Raw genomic sequence first — 13,859 nt, forward strand, 5'->3', positions numbered from 1 at the left:
AAGTGAGGCTTTTTTTTATTACCACGCTATAAGCTCTCTAGAACCCCCGGCATAGCCAGGGGTTTTCTAAACCATAAGAAAAAGCCAGCACTTTGCCCATTAAGGCAAAATGCTGGCTTTTGGTTATATTGAATTATAGGAGGGCTAAAGGCATGAATTCTGCCGTCTTTATTTCGACCTCCTAATATAATAAAAACAGGTAGTCATACGGAATGCTTCACCATAGCAAACAGCAAAAGACCAGTAGACTACCCATGAATCATCCGTCAAAAATCAGAATACCTCTTTATATGATATTTTATGATTTTTGGCAGCCAGGCTATCATAGTACACAAAGTGCCTTAGACCCTACGGCTTAGCGTCTCCACCTTTAGATGGATTTGCCCTGGATTTTTTACGATGGCTTAGATCTATCCTTTTCAATACTGACAAACAGCTTTCAGAGTCTATCGGTGAAATATATCAATCAGAGATCATTATGGTTTTGGGTTCAAGATATTCTTCAAGACCATATATGCCACATTCTCTACCGATTCCTGATTGCTTAAACCCACCATAAGGAGCCCTCATTTCAAGAATGACATCATTAATGTACACGGTTCCGGCAATGAGCTGGGAGGCAATTAGGCTGGCTTTTTCCAAATTAGAGGAACTTATATATGCGCCTAATCCATACTCTGTATCGTTTGCAATTTCTACCGCTTCTTCCTCTGTTCTATACGTTAAAATAGACAGGACGGGTCCAAATATTTCGTCTTTCGCAATCGTCATATCTCTGGTTACATTTGCAAAAACGGTCGGCTTTACAAAATACCCCTTTTCCAGACCTTTTGGGTGTCCTTCTCCGCCTATGACTAAAACCGCACCTTCTTCCATACCGATTTTGATATACCGCTGAACCCTTTTGTATTGATTCTCATTCATCATGGGGCCAATAAATGTATCTTCTTCCCAAGGATAGCCCACCTTAGTATTTGCAACCGCCTGTTTTATTAGTTCTTTCACTTCATCAAACCGATGCTCCGGAACCAGCAATCTGCTGCCGGCAATACACATCTGTCCGTGATTTCCAAAGCAACTTGTAACGGCACGAGGAATCGCTTTTGTAAAGTCTGCATCATCCAGAATAATATTTGCTGATTTACCGCCCAATTCAAGAACGACTCTTTTCATTGTGTCAACAGCACTATGGTGTATGGCTTTTGCTGTATTCACAGAGCCCGTAAACGAAATCATTGCAATGTCCGGATTGCGGGATAATTCGGCGCCGACGGTAGTACCTAGCCCGTATACAATATTGACTACCCCGGCAGGCAATCCGGCGTCATGGAAGCACTCGGCCAGTATTTGAGTCTGAATGGAGGAAAATTCACTGGCCTTTACAACAATCGTACAGCCTGCTGATATGGCTGTAGCAACCTTTATAGCGATCTGGGAATTATTTGCGTTCCAAGGTGTGATCGCAGCGATGACACCCACGGGTTCATGAACAACCTTGGCTTTCCCGATGCATTTTGTAAATTCAAAGGCTTCCATCGCTTCTTTTGCCAAAAGGAAGCTGTCAGCTGAGATTCGGGTTCTAAAATCTCCTGCCTTAGCTGTAGCGCCATATTCCTCCATGCACGCCTGGTTTAAATCAGCAGCCCTTGATAAGATTGCATCATGTATCCTTTCAAGCATTTGTCCCCGTTCCGCAATGGAAGTTTTTGAGAAAGACTTAAATGCTTCTTTCGCAGCTCCAATCGCCTTTCGGGCATCTGACTCATTTCCCAAAACCACCTGTCCGATTACTTCTTCTGTTGACGGGTTGATAATGTCCATCCTTTCTGTACCGTCAGGTTTTACAAATTCTCCATTGATATATACCTTGTCAATAAGTTTGATTTTAACGTTTCTGTCCATTCCTTTACCTCCTATGCGATGTTTATGATTAATGCTTCCTGGATCACTTTACTCTATTCAAGTAACTTGAAGTCAATAAAAAATATTGATAAAAAATATAAAATATTGAAAAAGAACTTTTTATGGAATCTGCCGGTTCAACAATACAAACTATGATTTGTTCTTCCTGACTCGTATGCTATAATAATTTCCAAACACTTCAAGTAACTTGAATCAAGTGAAATAGGAGAAAATTATGGAAGAATTTATTTACGGCACTGAGCCGAAATACTCCATCAAGGAAGTATCAAAAATAACGAAACTGCCCAAACCTACAATCCGCTATTATGAGGAAATCGGCTTATTGCAAAATATAGCGCGGGACCGGAATAATATCCGCCTGTTCTCTGATGATCAAATCATGAGATTAAGAATGATCCAATGTATGAGAAGCACAGGAATGGGAATTGACATGATTCGTCATTATATTGGCCTCTCAATTGATGATACAATGGAGTTGAAAGAAAAATACTCCATTGTCTTAAATCAGGAGACAATACTTTTAGCCCAAAAACAGGAGATTGAAGCACAACTGGCTCTTATTGAGCACAAAAAGGAAAATTATGAGAAAAAATTAAATAAGGTATAAAATGCGTTGCTAATGGCCACTTGAAACATACAGGTTCCCCTTTCACCGCGAGCAAAGGGCGGCAAAGGAGAGTCCTCTAAAAACATTCATCAAAAGTTGCTAGTCTCTCAAAACAAAAGCCTGTCCTATGAGAGGGCAGGCTTTTAGCAATATTTGGCGGCTTTTGCTTTATTGCAAGGTCACACTTTTTAATAAGCTTTTTTAATTCGTGTTCCACTTTATATATCTCCTCCAGATATAATATTAGATAAATTCTACATCATTAATATCTGTTGAACCACCTTTGTATTTGATCATTCAAATATAGCCACTACGATCGTGAAATCGTAAGCCACTCAATTTCTAGTTAGAACACGTCTTGATTTGGAATGAGAGGTATGATAGGCTCATCGCCAACTCGAAACACCTTGGTGTCTCGGCTTTCGAGTAAAATGATACCTCTGATAGCAATAGGTAAGACTTTGATATAATCTCCATCTTTTCCCCTGCTCCACACCGTACGTGCAGCTTTCACCGCATACGGCGTTCCATCTAATCCATGTTTTATTAATCAATAAGTTCCAAATTACTCATTTTACGAAGTTTATTTACTTTGTCTATCTCAAAGGAATTGAGATGGAGCATTTTTTTAAGAGTAGTAATCGTCTCGTTTTGGGTTGCGTGAACTAATTTATGAATTTCTTTGTGTAGAATACACAGGTTATCGAAGTTATCGTTTCCTCCAAGACTTAGTGGAATTTTGTGGTGACAGTGAACTTCATTTGCGAAAAGAAAATTACCTGTTACCTCACATTTTCCCAACTTCATGCTATACCTACTCAGTCTATTATCTATGTATTCTACGCTTCTATTTGAAATTGTAGATTTCATCAATTTTGTTAGTTCAGCTTTAACGTCACCTTTAATCTTATTACAAATTGTTTGCCTTCCTTCGTGAGTGAAGGGTGTTATTGTTTGGCTGAAATTCATGTTATTCGATGTTCGTACGTCACCTATTTGGAATAGATAAATTCCATTTATACAATAGGTTTTACGTTTTGTTGTGTAATATGTTTTAAAAGTTGGTGGTGCGTTTATCGGATATCCATATTTGGATACCCCCTTGAGACGATTTTTCGTGAAATGCATCAGGTCGAAAGAAAGTTGTGAAAACTCAATCGCTACATGGGTTGCTTTCTGGAAATAATTATGAATCCCCATAATAAAGCTATTAAATGCTTGTGCATTTTCAGCGGTAGGTGATTTTTGTATTTGCTTGATTAACTCTCTGTATTTTTCTTTCAGTTGGAGTTTCTTCTTCGCAACTATACCTGTATTTGCGACCCTCTTGTTTTTCTTTGGTACTGCTTTTATTGTGAACCCTAGAAATTCTGACTGTTTCTTTCTTAGATTTACTACTTTTGATTTTTCAGGTGAGATATCCAATTTAAGTCTGTCTATAAGATACAGCCGTACCGCATGGTACCATTTAAAGGCAGTTTTACTATTTCTGCAGAGTACCTTGAAATCATCTGTATACCTAACGATATATCCTTCTTTAAGGTCGGTCTTTTTCAAGGCAGTATATTTTGCTTGATTTCTATTGTACTTCTTATTTGTTTCAAAGTTTTCCCATTGACCCGCGACCCATTGGTCGAGGTCATTTAGTACAACGTTAGATAATAGTGGTGAACTGAGTCCACCTTGCGGCACACCTTTATTGGGTATACCTTCACCGTCAATTTCTGCTTTGAGCATCTTACTAATAATGCGAAGGACTTTTCTATCCTGTATCCCCATATTCCATAATTGTTTCAAAAGAACATTGTGATTGATATTATCGAAAAATCCTTTAATATCAATATCTACAACATAATGAAGTCCACTGATGTTGATTAAGTGCTATACTCTTGCCATTGCATGATGTGTTGACCTTAGCGGTCTAAAACCATAGCTGTGTTTGTAAAACTTAGCTTCTGCGATGGGTTCGAGTATCTGCTTGAAACATTGTTGAATAATCCTATCTACTATACAAGGGATACCTAACGGTCTTTCTTTTCCGTTTGGCTTTGGGATAAGAACACGTCTTACTTTCTTTGGTCTGTAATTTTCTAGTTTTGAATTTATAAGGGTTACAATTTCAAGTTCTGACATTATTTTGATGTCATTTATTGTTCTTCCGTCTGTTCCTGGCGTTTTTGAACCTGTGTTACTCTTAATTGTTCGGTATGCTAGTAAAATATTTTCTCTGGATACGATTAAATCATATAAATTTTTGAAAATACATTCGTTTTTTGCATCCTCGTGTAATTTCGTAAACGTATCTGTGAGATTGTAATATTCCCAATTTCGTAAAGTAGTCTGCATTGTGGCAACCTCCATCGTCAAGGTTGTTCCCACCTTCTTACCCGACCGATGCAGTTCATTGTTGAAAAATTGATTGTTTCATAGATTAGACTCAGGGCTATTCCTCCATTCCCATTACAGGAAATTCATCGGTCATGCCCTTACTCTCACAAGGATAAATGTATTTCGATTTTCACCTTATAACAACCGCTAGGTTGATAGACCTGTACAGCGTCCCTTGCTTTCCCTGTTCCGTTATTTTTAGCTGTGCATCAATCCTTAGGTGCTCCCTTTGAGCCTGTAAGCTAGATACCGTCATAGTTCGGAATAACGTTTTTCATAAGCCTCAGTCTTACTTAACGTCACTTACTCTAATATCCTATATGGTATTAGACTACGTCTTTCAACGTATTCACGGTTTAGACCCGTACATTCAGAAGTTCGTCAGATTGAGTTCATTCTCACCATAGATTGTTTTTAGCCACCCGACCTATCACGCACCGTATAACTCTGTTTTAGCCGTTACTTAGGTTTATTTCAGCCGACTTCACCTAACTTCATACCAGTTGAGCTATCACTCTCTAGGCATGTAGGAGTATCAGTGAGATAGTTTCAAGAAAACGTGACATCTATCATTCCTATCTTCAAAATAACAGTTAGACTGATATTCAGTCCTTACATTTCACACTTACGCATTTATAGTAAAACAGTTCGTACGAGGCTCCATATCAAGACATTCCAGATTTTCCAGAGTCAAAGTGACAAGTGACTCACATTTTTGTGATCGGAGTGGCTCAAAATGCAGTTATCAAAAACAACCTTTTTATTAATGCTTCTTGTTGAGCTAAACTGAGGGAGTTTAAGTGAAAATCCTCACAATTTTTTCGCCTTTTTCGATATCTTTACTGATTTTTTTAAATGTGTTATTCAAGAATATGGCCCCAAAATGAAAATAGGCGCTCATCCTTGTTTGAACTGCACCCCGATTGTTGAAGATTGAAAAACGCGAATGAGCTGCATTAGTGGGATCCTCAGTTAATTTACTAACGCACCCGTTAGAATAAGGAAACTAAAATATTTTTATTTAAAACATCAATAATAGATGATACGATAATTTATATAGAATCTTAAAACGATATCGGAGGATACATAACATGAAAATTGCTATGGCGAGCGATCATGCTGGTTTTGGCTTGAAGGAAGAAGTAAAGGAATTACTAGAACAACAAGGACATGAAGTGTTAGATTTCGGAACGAATAGCACAGAAGCCTGTGATTTACCGGATTATATTTATCCTGCATCATTAGCTGTTGCAAAAGGAGAGGCTGACCGTGGAATCTTCATCGATGGCGTTGGTTATGGTAGTGCTCTTATTGCAAATAGAATATATGGTGTAAACGCAGTTGTTTGTCAGGATCCATTTTGCGCGAGATTAGCACGCGAGCATACGGATAGTAATGTTCTATGTATTGGAGGAAAAATAATTGCTTCAGGAATAGCTATTGAAACTATAGATGTATGGATGAAAACAGATTTTCTTAGCGGGATTGAAAAATATGAAAGACGTGTAAAAAAGGTTAACGAAATAACGGAAAAGCATTTAAGAAAATTATCTGAAATATAAGCTGATGATTGAAAGGGAATCGGGAAATATTACGTACCTTTCAATCTTTTTTTTAGGAAAATCCTCTTATTTTTTCTGGCTCAATCTAAAAGTAAGTGCTGACTGCCTTTAGGCAGTCAGCACTTACTTATTACAATGCATAAGCAATCCTCTTACATAGTACTCACTGTTCCAATGAAAATACTTACTTCGCTGAAAGGTCTTGATTTGATTGTTTCTCCCTTCCACCGCGGCATTGAAGGAGCTTAAGTACGCTTCTTCACGATCTTCTCTATATATTTAATAGAAATGTTTAATTTTCTTATTAAGTGTAATTCCACAAAATGGCCCTAAAATGCAAAATGAGCGCTAATTCCTCAAGAATGGCGCCCTTTAGTGGTGAGTGGAGGGCTCGAAATAAAGCAGAACAATTAATAAATAGCGCACATTTCGATTGGTACAGACGTGTTTAAAATGCAAATTCACCTGTTCCTTGAACAGATCAGTTTGTTTGAAAAGCAGCTAACTGATATTGAGAAAGTCATGATTGAACTCTCCAATCGTCAAGAGCATTTTCTCACAACGATCTCGGGGATTAGTGATGTAACTGCTGCCGTTATATTAGGTGAAATAGGTTCAATTAGCCGTTTTGAACGACCTGGACAATTAGTTGCTTTTGCTGGTCTAGATGCTTCAGTTCATCAATCAGGTGACTTTAATGGATTTTATAGCTGGTCTTTAATGGAACAACTGAGTTGCTAAGCCGTTTTAGATCAGCAATGCCGATTCTATCTTACATCATTCATTTTCCATTGTTAATCTCACATTTGAAGCTCGACGTGACTGTTCATTTAAATTCGGTCTCTCATCAAGGTTAAACAGTACCTGTTGTCCAGATGAAAGTGATTTAAAAGCATCCATTTGAATAGAACTGAAGTGTACCCAAACGTCATCTTCACCTTCAACAGAAATCCATCCCCAACCTTCTTCTTCATAAAAAACTTTACAGACTCCTATTATGTCATACCTCATTTAGAATTCCCCATTGTACACAAATTCCAAACAATTACTTTCTAATTTAACTTAGCTGCAACCTTTAGTTTATTAAAATAAAGTTACTGGTAACCATTGTTAAACTATTGCGCCCGCTTGTTGAAGATCGATATTAAGAAAAGTAACACTTGTTAATTGATTAAGCTAAAAAGGCAATCGCAAGACCGCCTACTACTCATACATTCACAATATAACTCAGTTCTAATTCATCCACAGGTAATCATCTAAGTTCGCCATTTCACATAAACTAATTACGTAAAAATAGATTAATTTTTAAATTTGAATTTAATGTCAATTAGCACTTTTCCTTATTAGCAAAGCGCAGATTGTGAAAGGTTGTTAGTGATACAACGCTTTTGCAGAAAGAAAGTTATATTGTTAACTTACATATTTTTACAATATTTCAATAAATTTTAAAAATTAGAATGTATAATTTTTTAAAGCATGCTACAGTCAAAATGTACCAAACAAATATAAATGACGAAGGGAAGAAAGAATTTATGAAATTTAAAATTGAAACACTTCCAAAATATCGTGTAGCTTATGTCCGACGAGTTGGCCCATATGGTTCTGCAAATATTGAAGTTATGGAGAAATTAAAAAAATGGGCTAGGGAGAAAAACCTTCTTGAATCGGCAACCCTACTTGCAATTCCACAAGACAACCCAGAAACCACACTTCCTGAAAACTGCAGATTTGATGCTTGTATTGTGATTTCAAAGGATTATCAAATAGATGATACAATTAGTGAAAATGAATTTTCAGGTGGAAGATACCTTATTTACGAAGTCAAACATACAGCAGAAGATATTCAAAAAGCATATACAGACATTTTTTCATCTATACAAAGCAGTGGGTATCAAATTGATAACAAACCAATTATGGAGAGATACATTGGTGATATGATTACTAATCCTTATTGTGAAATATGTGTACCTGTAAAACAGCAGTAATAGTTAATTAGTTTTTTTCTTATTGTCAACAAGATAAAGAAGAACAAGTTGCTTATAAGTAACGCTAGCTTCTTGTTCTTCTTTTATAAATCTGCTCCGTTACTTCCCCACAAGTTCAATTAAATAATAAAGACCTATTCTTTTGAAGTGTTCTAAAACAATATGGCCCTAAAATGCAAAATGAGCACCAGCCCTTAAGAATGGCGCCCTTTTAGTGGAAAATGGGTGCAATAATCAGCATTAGTACTGAACAGAAAATCAGAAAAACACTGTTAGTCTCTTATATTGGCTTACTGCTATTCTAATCCTATAGATTAGGCACAAAATGACCAAAAAGACGAAGCTGTTTCCATTAAAAAATGCGATTTAGAAGTTTTATTTAAAGCTTTACTTCTACCTCAGTTCCATCCTTCAATTTCGTTTCAACAAGGATAACTCCACTGTGCTTAGAAAATCCCTGCAGCAACGGCTTCAAATCTTTTCTTTCAATTTCCGGGAAGATGAATTTGCTTCCATCCTTTTCAATTGCTTTATTTATTAAGCGATTAATCCTTTTTGATGTAATAATCAAAATAACCAAATTTAAAACCGCATAGGGAACGGGAATGGAGAATCGTTTATCCTTTACTTTCACCTTGACTTTTAACATAATCTACTCAATCACCACAAAAACTTTATCACCATTGGCCGAGGTTATGTCAACAATCTGTCCGTCCAATTCGTTTTCAATTGCTTCGATGAGCAGGTCAACGTTAATATCTTTTACATATTTTTCTGCCTCAGGTATTTTTTCAGCAATATTTGTACCTACTTTTAAAACAGCCTTTACCAGATTAATCGGTAAATTCACATTTACATTATCACCTTCTTCGGAGGTCACACGAATCTTTAACATTTTATTTCCATATGGGACTTCTTTTTTTATTGTCACTAGCTCTGACTGATCTTTACCTTGTAAAATATTAATTAATTCACTTGCTTTTTCCTTATCAATCTTTCCTTCCTCCACTAGCGTTAAGACTCTCGAAATTTCGTCCTTCATTATACTTCCCCCTCTTTTAATAACTGAATGGCTTCCTCTGCCGTAATTTCGCCTTTTTCCAATAACGATACAATTTTTTTCTTATCCACTTCCGGTTTCTTTTGAGAGGAATATCCCAGAGTAGAGATAATTTCATCTAATTTTCCTCTGACAGTCGGATAGGAAATTCCGAGCTCCTTCTCGACCTCTTTGATATTTCCACGGCATTTAAGAAAAATCTCAATAAAATGCAGCTGTTCCTGACCGAGAGCCGCCAGTCTTGAAACTTCAAATTCATTTTCTACCGTTGTCAGGCAATGGTTACACTGTAGCTTAGTTATTTTAAGCGCCTTCCTGCAAACAGGACAATTAGTGAGTAAAGGATACGCCATACTGTTCTCCTTTCTTTCATTTAATCATATCATACACCATATCTTTTAATTTTCAAATAAACATTTAAAATTATTGAATAAAAATTTATATTTTTATTCAATAATTTAACTTAAACATTAAATAAATTAATTTATTGATCATTTGAGTTGAAGTGAAAAACAGACTCATTGGAGAGTCTGTTTGATTGTCGAGAAAGAGATAAGAGCCTATTTGACACTTAAAGAAAAGTTCTTCGATAAGCTGATTCTTCAATTTAATGGCCCTAAAATGCAAAATGAGCGCCAGTCCTCAAGAATGGCGCCCGATTGCGGAATAACATGAAGGTGTTATATCGACAATAGTTACCTTGAGAACATGACCAATAATAAAAGCATGGAAAATTTTCTCGTGCTTTTCCAAACATATATTTTATTTCGGAAGATTTAGTTGCCACGAGACACCGAATCGATGGTGTACTTACCCTAACTGGCGTTTAAATGCTTTACTGGCGAAGAAGTAAGCGATGACCATGATGCCGACACACCAGGCAAGCGCGATCCAGATACCGTTGCCAACAGACCCTTCATACAAGAGGGCACGAATCGCATTCACGATTGAAGTCACGGGCTGGTTCTCAGCGAACGCACGGACAATTTTAGGCATGGTTTCGGTGGGGACAAAGGCTGAACTGATAAACGGCAGGAAAATCAGCGGGTACGAGTAGGCTGTCGCCCCTTCCATAGACCCCGCTGTCAATCCAGGAATGACCGCCAGCCATGTCAGCGCCAGCGTAAACAGCCCGAGTATCCCAGCTACCGCGAGCCAATCAAGGATTTCAGCGCTGGAACGGAAGCCCATCAAGAGCGCGACGAGGATAACCACCACGACAGTAAGCGCATTGGAAACAAGCGAGGTCAACACGTGAGCCCACAATACCGACGAGCGCTTGATGGGCATGGTAATGAAACGCGCCATCAGCCCGCTTTTTACATCCGTAAACAGCCGTACGGAAGTGTAAGCGACGCCGGATGCGATAGCCATCAGCAAGATTCCCGGCAATAAATAATTGACGTAGTTGTCCGTGCCTGTCTCTATGGCGCCGCCAAATACGTAGACAAACAGCAGTAGCATCATAATCGGCGTAATCGCCACCGTGATAATCGTATCCGGGCTGCGCATGATGTTGCGCATTAAACGCCCTAGTAATACCCCTGTTTTGCTTTTCATTTACATCTCCCCCTTTTTGCCGATGATCGCGAGGAAAATTTCCTCCAATGTCGGCTGCTTCTCGATGTACTCCACTTTCGCTGGCGGGAACATCTCTTTGAGTTCGGTAAGGGTACCGGTCGTGATGATTTTTCCGCCATGCAGAATGGCGATACGGTCCGCCAGTTGTTCGGCTTCCTCCAGGTACTGGGTCGTCAGCAAGATGGTCGTGCCGCCTCCGGCAAGCTCCTTGACGGTATCCCAGACTTCAATCCGCGCTTCGGGGTCAAGCCCTGTCGTCGGTTCATCGAGAAAAATGACTGCTGGCGTACCGATCAGGCTCATGGCGATGTCAAGCCGTCGCTTCATCCCGCCGGAATATTTGTCCGCCCGGTGGTTGGCCGCATCGGTCAGGCTGAATCTTGCAAGCAGATTGTCGGCGACTTGAGCGGGATTGGAAACTCCCCGCAACTTGGCGATCATCATCAGGTTTTCCCGCCCGGTGAGCATGCCATCTAAAGCTGCGAACTGCCCTGTCAGGCTGATGCTCTGGCGAACATGATCCGGTTGACGCTGGACGTCAAAGCCGCAAATACTTACTTCGCCGCCATCGGCCTTCATCAGCGTCGAGAGGATGTTGACCGTCGTCGTCTTACCCGCTCCATTTGATCCCAGCAGTGCGAAAATTTCGCCACGCCGCACCTCAAAATCCACCCCCTTTAAGACTTCCTTGTCTTTAAAGGATTTTTTTAACCCTTTTACAGAAATCGCTGCATTGCTCATACTTTTTTCCTCCTTATAAAAAGCGCAGCAAGGCCTCTTGCGAGATCCGGAAATTACGGAGCGTTGTCTGATAAGCGAGTGGGTTGCTCGCGTTCAGACAAAGCGGAGTAATTATCCTGTCGAGCGCCTTGCTGCGCTAGATTGTCTATACTCTACTATTTAGTCTGACTGATAATCTGTATAACTTATTACCTGGTTGAAAAATAACTGAATAGCGAAGGTAGCAATTCACATTTGTAACCAGCTATTCAGTCGGTATTATCTATTGAATTTATTTTTTCCCAATCGCTTCATGATACTCTGATTCAAATCTTCACGATACTTGGCGACATAGGTTTTAGCGTTTGCCACTAGTTCGTCGGCAAAGGACGCCACGTCGTCCCCAGTGATTTCCAGCACTTGTCTGCCTTCCGCCGCACCGGCTTCGAACAACTCGATTAATTCATACTGAATGTGAAGCATATCCATCCCGTTGCCCGCTGAGAAATTCCACATGTAGTTTTGAATTTTCTTAAATACAAACTGGTAGTCCTCTGGCAGGACTTCAACCCGTGCCATCATCAACTTGTACTCTTTTTTATCTCCAATCAATTTTTTGAACATTTCCATCATGTTATTTTTCCCCCTTTTTTATAAAGCTGAACAAGACACTCCAAAAATATCGGATAGAATATCTTATGAAGCTAGATTGACTTCAAGACGTTGATTTTTGATGATACAAAATCCCATTTTTTCCAAAACAATTCAAGTTCCTGGCGGCCAGCCTCATTAAGTGAGTAAAACTTGCGGGGCGGCCCCATATCTGACGGTTTCTTTTCTATGCTCACGAGTTTTTTCTTTTCTAATCGCACGAGGATGGTGTAGACCGTCCCTTCCACGACTTCGGTAAACCCAAGCTCGTTCAGGCGGCGGGTAATCTCGTAGCCATAGGTTTCATGGCGGCTGATGATTTCCAGTACGCAGCCCTCTAGCGAACCCTTCAGCATTTCAGTTAAATTTTCCATGTTCAGAGCCTCCTCTACCTCCTCTATTTTGTCTGACTTATATTCAGTATAACATAGTACTAAGAGGAATTTTTACTGAATAGCTTTTGGGAAATCACGCTATTAAGTATTACTTATTACATGTATATTGTAACACCGAGTAGCAGGGGTGTCAATTATTTCTCCAAAAAATATATTTTGCTACCTCACTATTCAGTGGTGTCGGTATCCAGTGTGACCTACTACAGGTATATCGTAACACGTAGTAGATGGACTGTCAACTGGATTTTCTAAATATTTTTAAAACCAGCTATCCCCATTGGATACAGCCGATTTTCTTTATGAAGCTTTTACTTCCTCCTATGCTTCTTTCACAATGATTACACCGCTGATCATTCCCAAAATGGCACCCGATAATGGAATAACTGAGTACACTCTATTACATGGTTATTGAAGAAGGTCCTTTTATAATGGTCTACTTAAAATAAATCTAGGTGGGGATCCATAAACCTGTTCTGCTTCAAAATAGGCAAGTTTTCCTGGAATGCATGATATTATTGATGGGAATCCCTCACCTACAGCTACCTCTAGAGCTGAAGATAAGGAAATATGTTTACCATCGATCTTATCATTCCACGACATTGCGTAACAATTTTCACTTGCACCTTGTTTTTTTAATAATTTCTCTATTTCTTCTGAATCGGAGTTTGGCTTTGATATTTCAATCATAAATTCCTTCCGTAGTGTAGTTGAGTAATTATGATTTAATCTATTCATTGCGTCCATACGTCTTTTTTCAGAAAAAAGCTCAAACAAAACTCTTTGTTGAATTCTTTTAGTAAAAAATGCTTTGACAATTAGTTCTTCAAGTTCTCTATCCATTAATATCCCCCATTAACGCGCCCTTTTGTGGAATAAGGTTGTATTTATTATAAAGGACAGTAATGATTAACAATATCCAAAAGACGCTCAGTTTCTTCTAATGTGACGTTTTCAGATAATCTTGCACCAGCTATGATCGCTGCCCAT

General features: G+C 38.8%; 18 protein-coding genes and 1 riboswitch. Of the genes, 5 read left to right on the forward strand and 13 right to left on the reverse strand.

Annotation, left to right across the window (positions count from 1 at the left end):
* Positions 1-306: 306 nt before the first annotated feature.
* Positions 307-395, reverse strand: a riboswitch (cyclic di-GMP riboswitch).
* Between the two features lie 67 nt (positions 396-462).
* Positions 463-1,902, reverse strand: a complete 1,440-nt coding sequence (locus FDO66_RS20360; RefSeq protein WP_141434488.1) for an aldehyde dehydrogenase family protein — start codon at positions 1,900-1,902, stop codon at positions 463-465.
* A gap of 235 nt (positions 1,903-2,137) precedes the next feature.
* On the opposite strand from FDO66_RS20360, the gene FDO66_RS20365 reads away from it, so the two are divergent.
* Positions 2,138-2,530: a MerR family transcriptional regulator gene (locus FDO66_RS20365; protein ID WP_141434489.1), complete on the forward strand. Its 393-nt coding sequence runs from the start codon at positions 2,138-2,140 to the stop codon at positions 2,528-2,530.
* Between the two features lie 76 nt (positions 2,531-2,606).
* Here the strand turns inward: FDO66_RS20365 and FDO66_RS21055 are convergent, their stop codons facing one another.
* The 3 genes from FDO66_RS21055 to FDO66_RS21600 form a co-directional block, all read right to left on the reverse strand.
* A complete protein-coding gene (locus FDO66_RS21055; RefSeq protein ID WP_181444688.1) occupies positions 2,607-2,747 on the reverse strand; it encodes a hypothetical protein in 141 nt (46 codons plus the stop codon).
* A gap of 329 nt (positions 2,748-3,076) precedes the next feature.
* Positions 3,077-4,405 (reverse strand): group II intron reverse transcriptase, encoded by a 1,329-nt coding sequence (locus FDO66_RS20370; protein WP_483861454.1) that lies wholly within the window; start codon positions 4,403-4,405, stop codon positions 3,077-3,079.
* A 6-nt stretch (positions 4,406-4,411) separates the two neighbouring features.
* Positions 4,412-4,891 carry a hypothetical protein gene (locus FDO66_RS21600; RefSeq protein WP_483861453.1) on the reverse strand — a complete coding sequence of 160 codons (480 nt, stop codon included), beginning with the start codon at positions 4,889-4,891 and terminating at the stop codon, positions 4,412-4,414.
* Between the two features lie 1,118 nt (positions 4,892-6,009).
* Between FDO66_RS21600 and FDO66_RS20375 the strand changes: the two genes are divergently transcribed.
* The gene (locus FDO66_RS20375; protein WP_141434490.1) at positions 6,010-6,480 is read left to right on the forward strand and encodes an RpiB/LacA/LacB family sugar-phosphate isomerase; all 471 of its coding nucleotides are present in this window, start codon (positions 6,010-6,012) and stop codon (positions 6,478-6,480) included.
* Positions 6,481-6,933: 453 nt separating this feature from the next.
* Positions 6,934-7,221, forward strand: coding sequence for a transposase (locus tag FDO66_RS20380; RefSeq protein WP_258535814.1), 288 nt, complete (start codon positions 6,934-6,936; stop codon positions 7,219-7,221).
* Positions 7,222-7,257: 36 nt separating this feature from the next.
* On the opposite strand, the gene FDO66_RS20385 is transcribed toward FDO66_RS20380, so the two are convergent.
* Positions 7,258-7,491, reverse strand: a complete 234-nt coding sequence (locus tag FDO66_RS20385; RefSeq protein ID WP_141434491.1) for a cold shock domain-containing protein — start codon at positions 7,489-7,491, stop codon at positions 7,258-7,260.
* Between the two features lie 521 nt (positions 7,492-8,012).
* Between FDO66_RS20385 and FDO66_RS20390 the strand changes: the two genes are divergently transcribed.
* A complete protein-coding gene (locus tag FDO66_RS20390) occupies positions 8,013-8,465 on the forward strand; it encodes an AraC family transcriptional regulator (protein ID WP_141434492.1) in 453 nt (150 codons plus the stop codon).
* 379 nt (positions 8,466-8,844) lie between these two features.
* Here the strand turns inward: FDO66_RS20390 and FDO66_RS20395 are convergent, their stop codons facing one another.
* The 3 genes from FDO66_RS20395 to FDO66_RS20405 are packed head-to-tail and all read right to left on the reverse strand — an operon-like array spanning position 8,845 to position 9,878.
* Positions 8,845-9,114, reverse strand: coding sequence for a hypothetical protein (locus FDO66_RS20395; RefSeq protein WP_141434493.1), 270 nt, complete (start codon positions 9,112-9,114; stop codon positions 8,845-8,847).
* A 3-nt stretch (positions 9,115-9,117) separates the two neighbouring features.
* Entirely contained in the window at positions 9,118-9,507 is a 390-nt protein-coding gene (locus FDO66_RS20400) for an SHOCT-like domain-containing protein (RefSeq protein WP_141434494.1), read from the reverse strand.
* Positions 9,507-9,878, reverse strand: a complete 372-nt coding sequence (locus tag FDO66_RS20405) for a DUF2089 domain-containing protein (RefSeq protein WP_141434495.1) — start codon at positions 9,876-9,878, stop codon at positions 9,507-9,509. Before FDO66_RS20405 ends, FDO66_RS20400 begins: the two co-directional genes overlap by 1 nt.
* A gap of 181 nt (positions 9,879-10,059) precedes the next feature.
* Between FDO66_RS20405 and FDO66_RS21060 the strand changes: the two genes are divergently transcribed.
* Entirely contained in the window at positions 10,060-10,200 is a 141-nt protein-coding gene (locus tag FDO66_RS21060) for a hypothetical protein (protein ID WP_181444689.1), read from the forward strand.
* A gap of 135 nt (positions 10,201-10,335) precedes the next feature.
* Here the strand turns inward: FDO66_RS21060 and FDO66_RS20410 are convergent, their stop codons facing one another.
* The 5 genes from FDO66_RS20410 to FDO66_RS20430 form a co-directional block, all read right to left on the reverse strand.
* On the reverse strand, positions 10,336-11,085 hold the full coding sequence (locus FDO66_RS20410) for an ABC transporter permease (protein WP_141434496.1): 750 nt from the start codon (positions 11,083-11,085) through the stop codon (positions 10,336-10,338).
* The gene (locus FDO66_RS20415) at positions 11,086-11,847 is read right to left on the reverse strand and encodes an ABC transporter ATP-binding protein (RefSeq protein WP_141434497.1); all 762 of its coding nucleotides are present in this window, start codon (positions 11,845-11,847) and stop codon (positions 11,086-11,088) included.
* 258 nt (positions 11,848-12,105) lie between these two features.
* The gene (locus FDO66_RS20420) at positions 12,106-12,459 is read right to left on the reverse strand and encodes a DUF1048 domain-containing protein (protein ID WP_141434498.1); all 354 of its coding nucleotides are present in this window, start codon (positions 12,457-12,459) and stop codon (positions 12,106-12,108) included.
* A 71-nt stretch (positions 12,460-12,530) separates the two neighbouring features.
* Positions 12,531-12,851: a PadR family transcriptional regulator gene (locus FDO66_RS20425; protein WP_024030244.1), complete on the reverse strand. Its 321-nt coding sequence runs from the start codon at positions 12,849-12,851 to the stop codon at positions 12,531-12,533.
* Between the two features lie 444 nt (positions 12,852-13,295).
* Complete coding sequence (locus FDO66_RS20430; RefSeq protein ID WP_141434499.1) at positions 13,296-13,712, reverse strand: hypothetical protein; 417 nt, start codon at positions 13,710-13,712, stop codon at positions 13,296-13,298.
* Positions 13,713-13,859 lie beyond the last annotated feature (147 nt).

The organism is Bacillus sp. 03113, assembly GCF_006546985.1.
GTDB lineage: Bacteria > Bacillota > Bacilli > Bacillales > Cytobacillaceae > VATK01.

Excerpts from the sequence above, each read along its gene's own strand:
- FDO66_RS20360 (WP_141434488.1), bottom strand. The coding sequence starts at position 1,902 with ATGGACAGAAACGTTAAAATCAAACTTATTGACAAGGTATATATCAAT.
- FDO66_RS20365 (WP_141434489.1), top strand. The coding sequence starts at position 2,138 with ATGGAAGAATTTATTTACGGCACTGAGCCGAAATACTCCATCAAGGAA.
- FDO66_RS21600 (WP_483861453.1), bottom strand. The coding sequence starts at position 4,891 with ATGGAGGTTGCCACAATGCAGACTACTTTACGAAATTGGGAATATTAC.
- FDO66_RS20375 (WP_141434490.1), top strand. The coding sequence starts at position 6,010 with ATGAAAATTGCTATGGCGAGCGATCATGCTGGTTTTGGCTTGAAGGAA.
- FDO66_RS20380 (WP_258535814.1), top strand. The coding sequence starts at position 6,934 with ATGCAAATTCACCTGTTCCTTGAACAGATCAGTTTGTTTGAAAAGCAG.
- FDO66_RS20385 (WP_141434491.1), bottom strand. The coding sequence starts at position 7,491 with ATGAGGTATGACATAATAGGAGTCTGTAAAGTTTTTTATGAAGAAGAA.
- FDO66_RS20390 (WP_141434492.1), top strand. The coding sequence starts at position 8,013 with ATGAAATTTAAAATTGAAACACTTCCAAAATATCGTGTAGCTTATGTC.
- FDO66_RS20395 (WP_141434493.1), bottom strand. The coding sequence starts at position 9,114 with ATGTTAAAAGTCAAGGTGAAAGTAAAGGATAAACGATTCTCCATTCCC.
- FDO66_RS20400 (WP_141434494.1), bottom strand. The coding sequence starts at position 9,507 with ATGAAGGACGAAATTTCGAGAGTCTTAACGCTAGTGGAGGAAGGAAAG.
- FDO66_RS20405 (WP_141434495.1), bottom strand. The coding sequence starts at position 9,878 with ATGGCGTATCCTTTACTCACTAATTGTCCTGTTTGCAGGAAGGCGCTT.
- FDO66_RS20410 (WP_141434496.1), bottom strand. The coding sequence starts at position 11,085 with ATGAAAAGCAAAACAGGGGTATTACTAGGGCGTTTAATGCGCAACATC.
- FDO66_RS20415 (WP_141434497.1), bottom strand. The coding sequence starts at position 11,847 with ATGAGCAATGCAGCGATTTCTGTAAAAGGGTTAAAAAAATCCTTTAAA.
- FDO66_RS20420 (WP_141434498.1), bottom strand. The coding sequence starts at position 12,459 with ATGATGGAAATGTTCAAAAAATTGATTGGAGATAAAAAAGAGTACAAG.
- FDO66_RS20425 (WP_024030244.1), bottom strand. The coding sequence starts at position 12,851 with ATGGAAAATTTAACTGAAATGCTGAAGGGTTCGCTAGAGGGCTGCGTA.
- FDO66_RS20430 (WP_141434499.1), bottom strand. The coding sequence starts at position 13,712 with ATGGATAGAGAACTTGAAGAACTAATTGTCAAAGCATTTTTTACTAAA.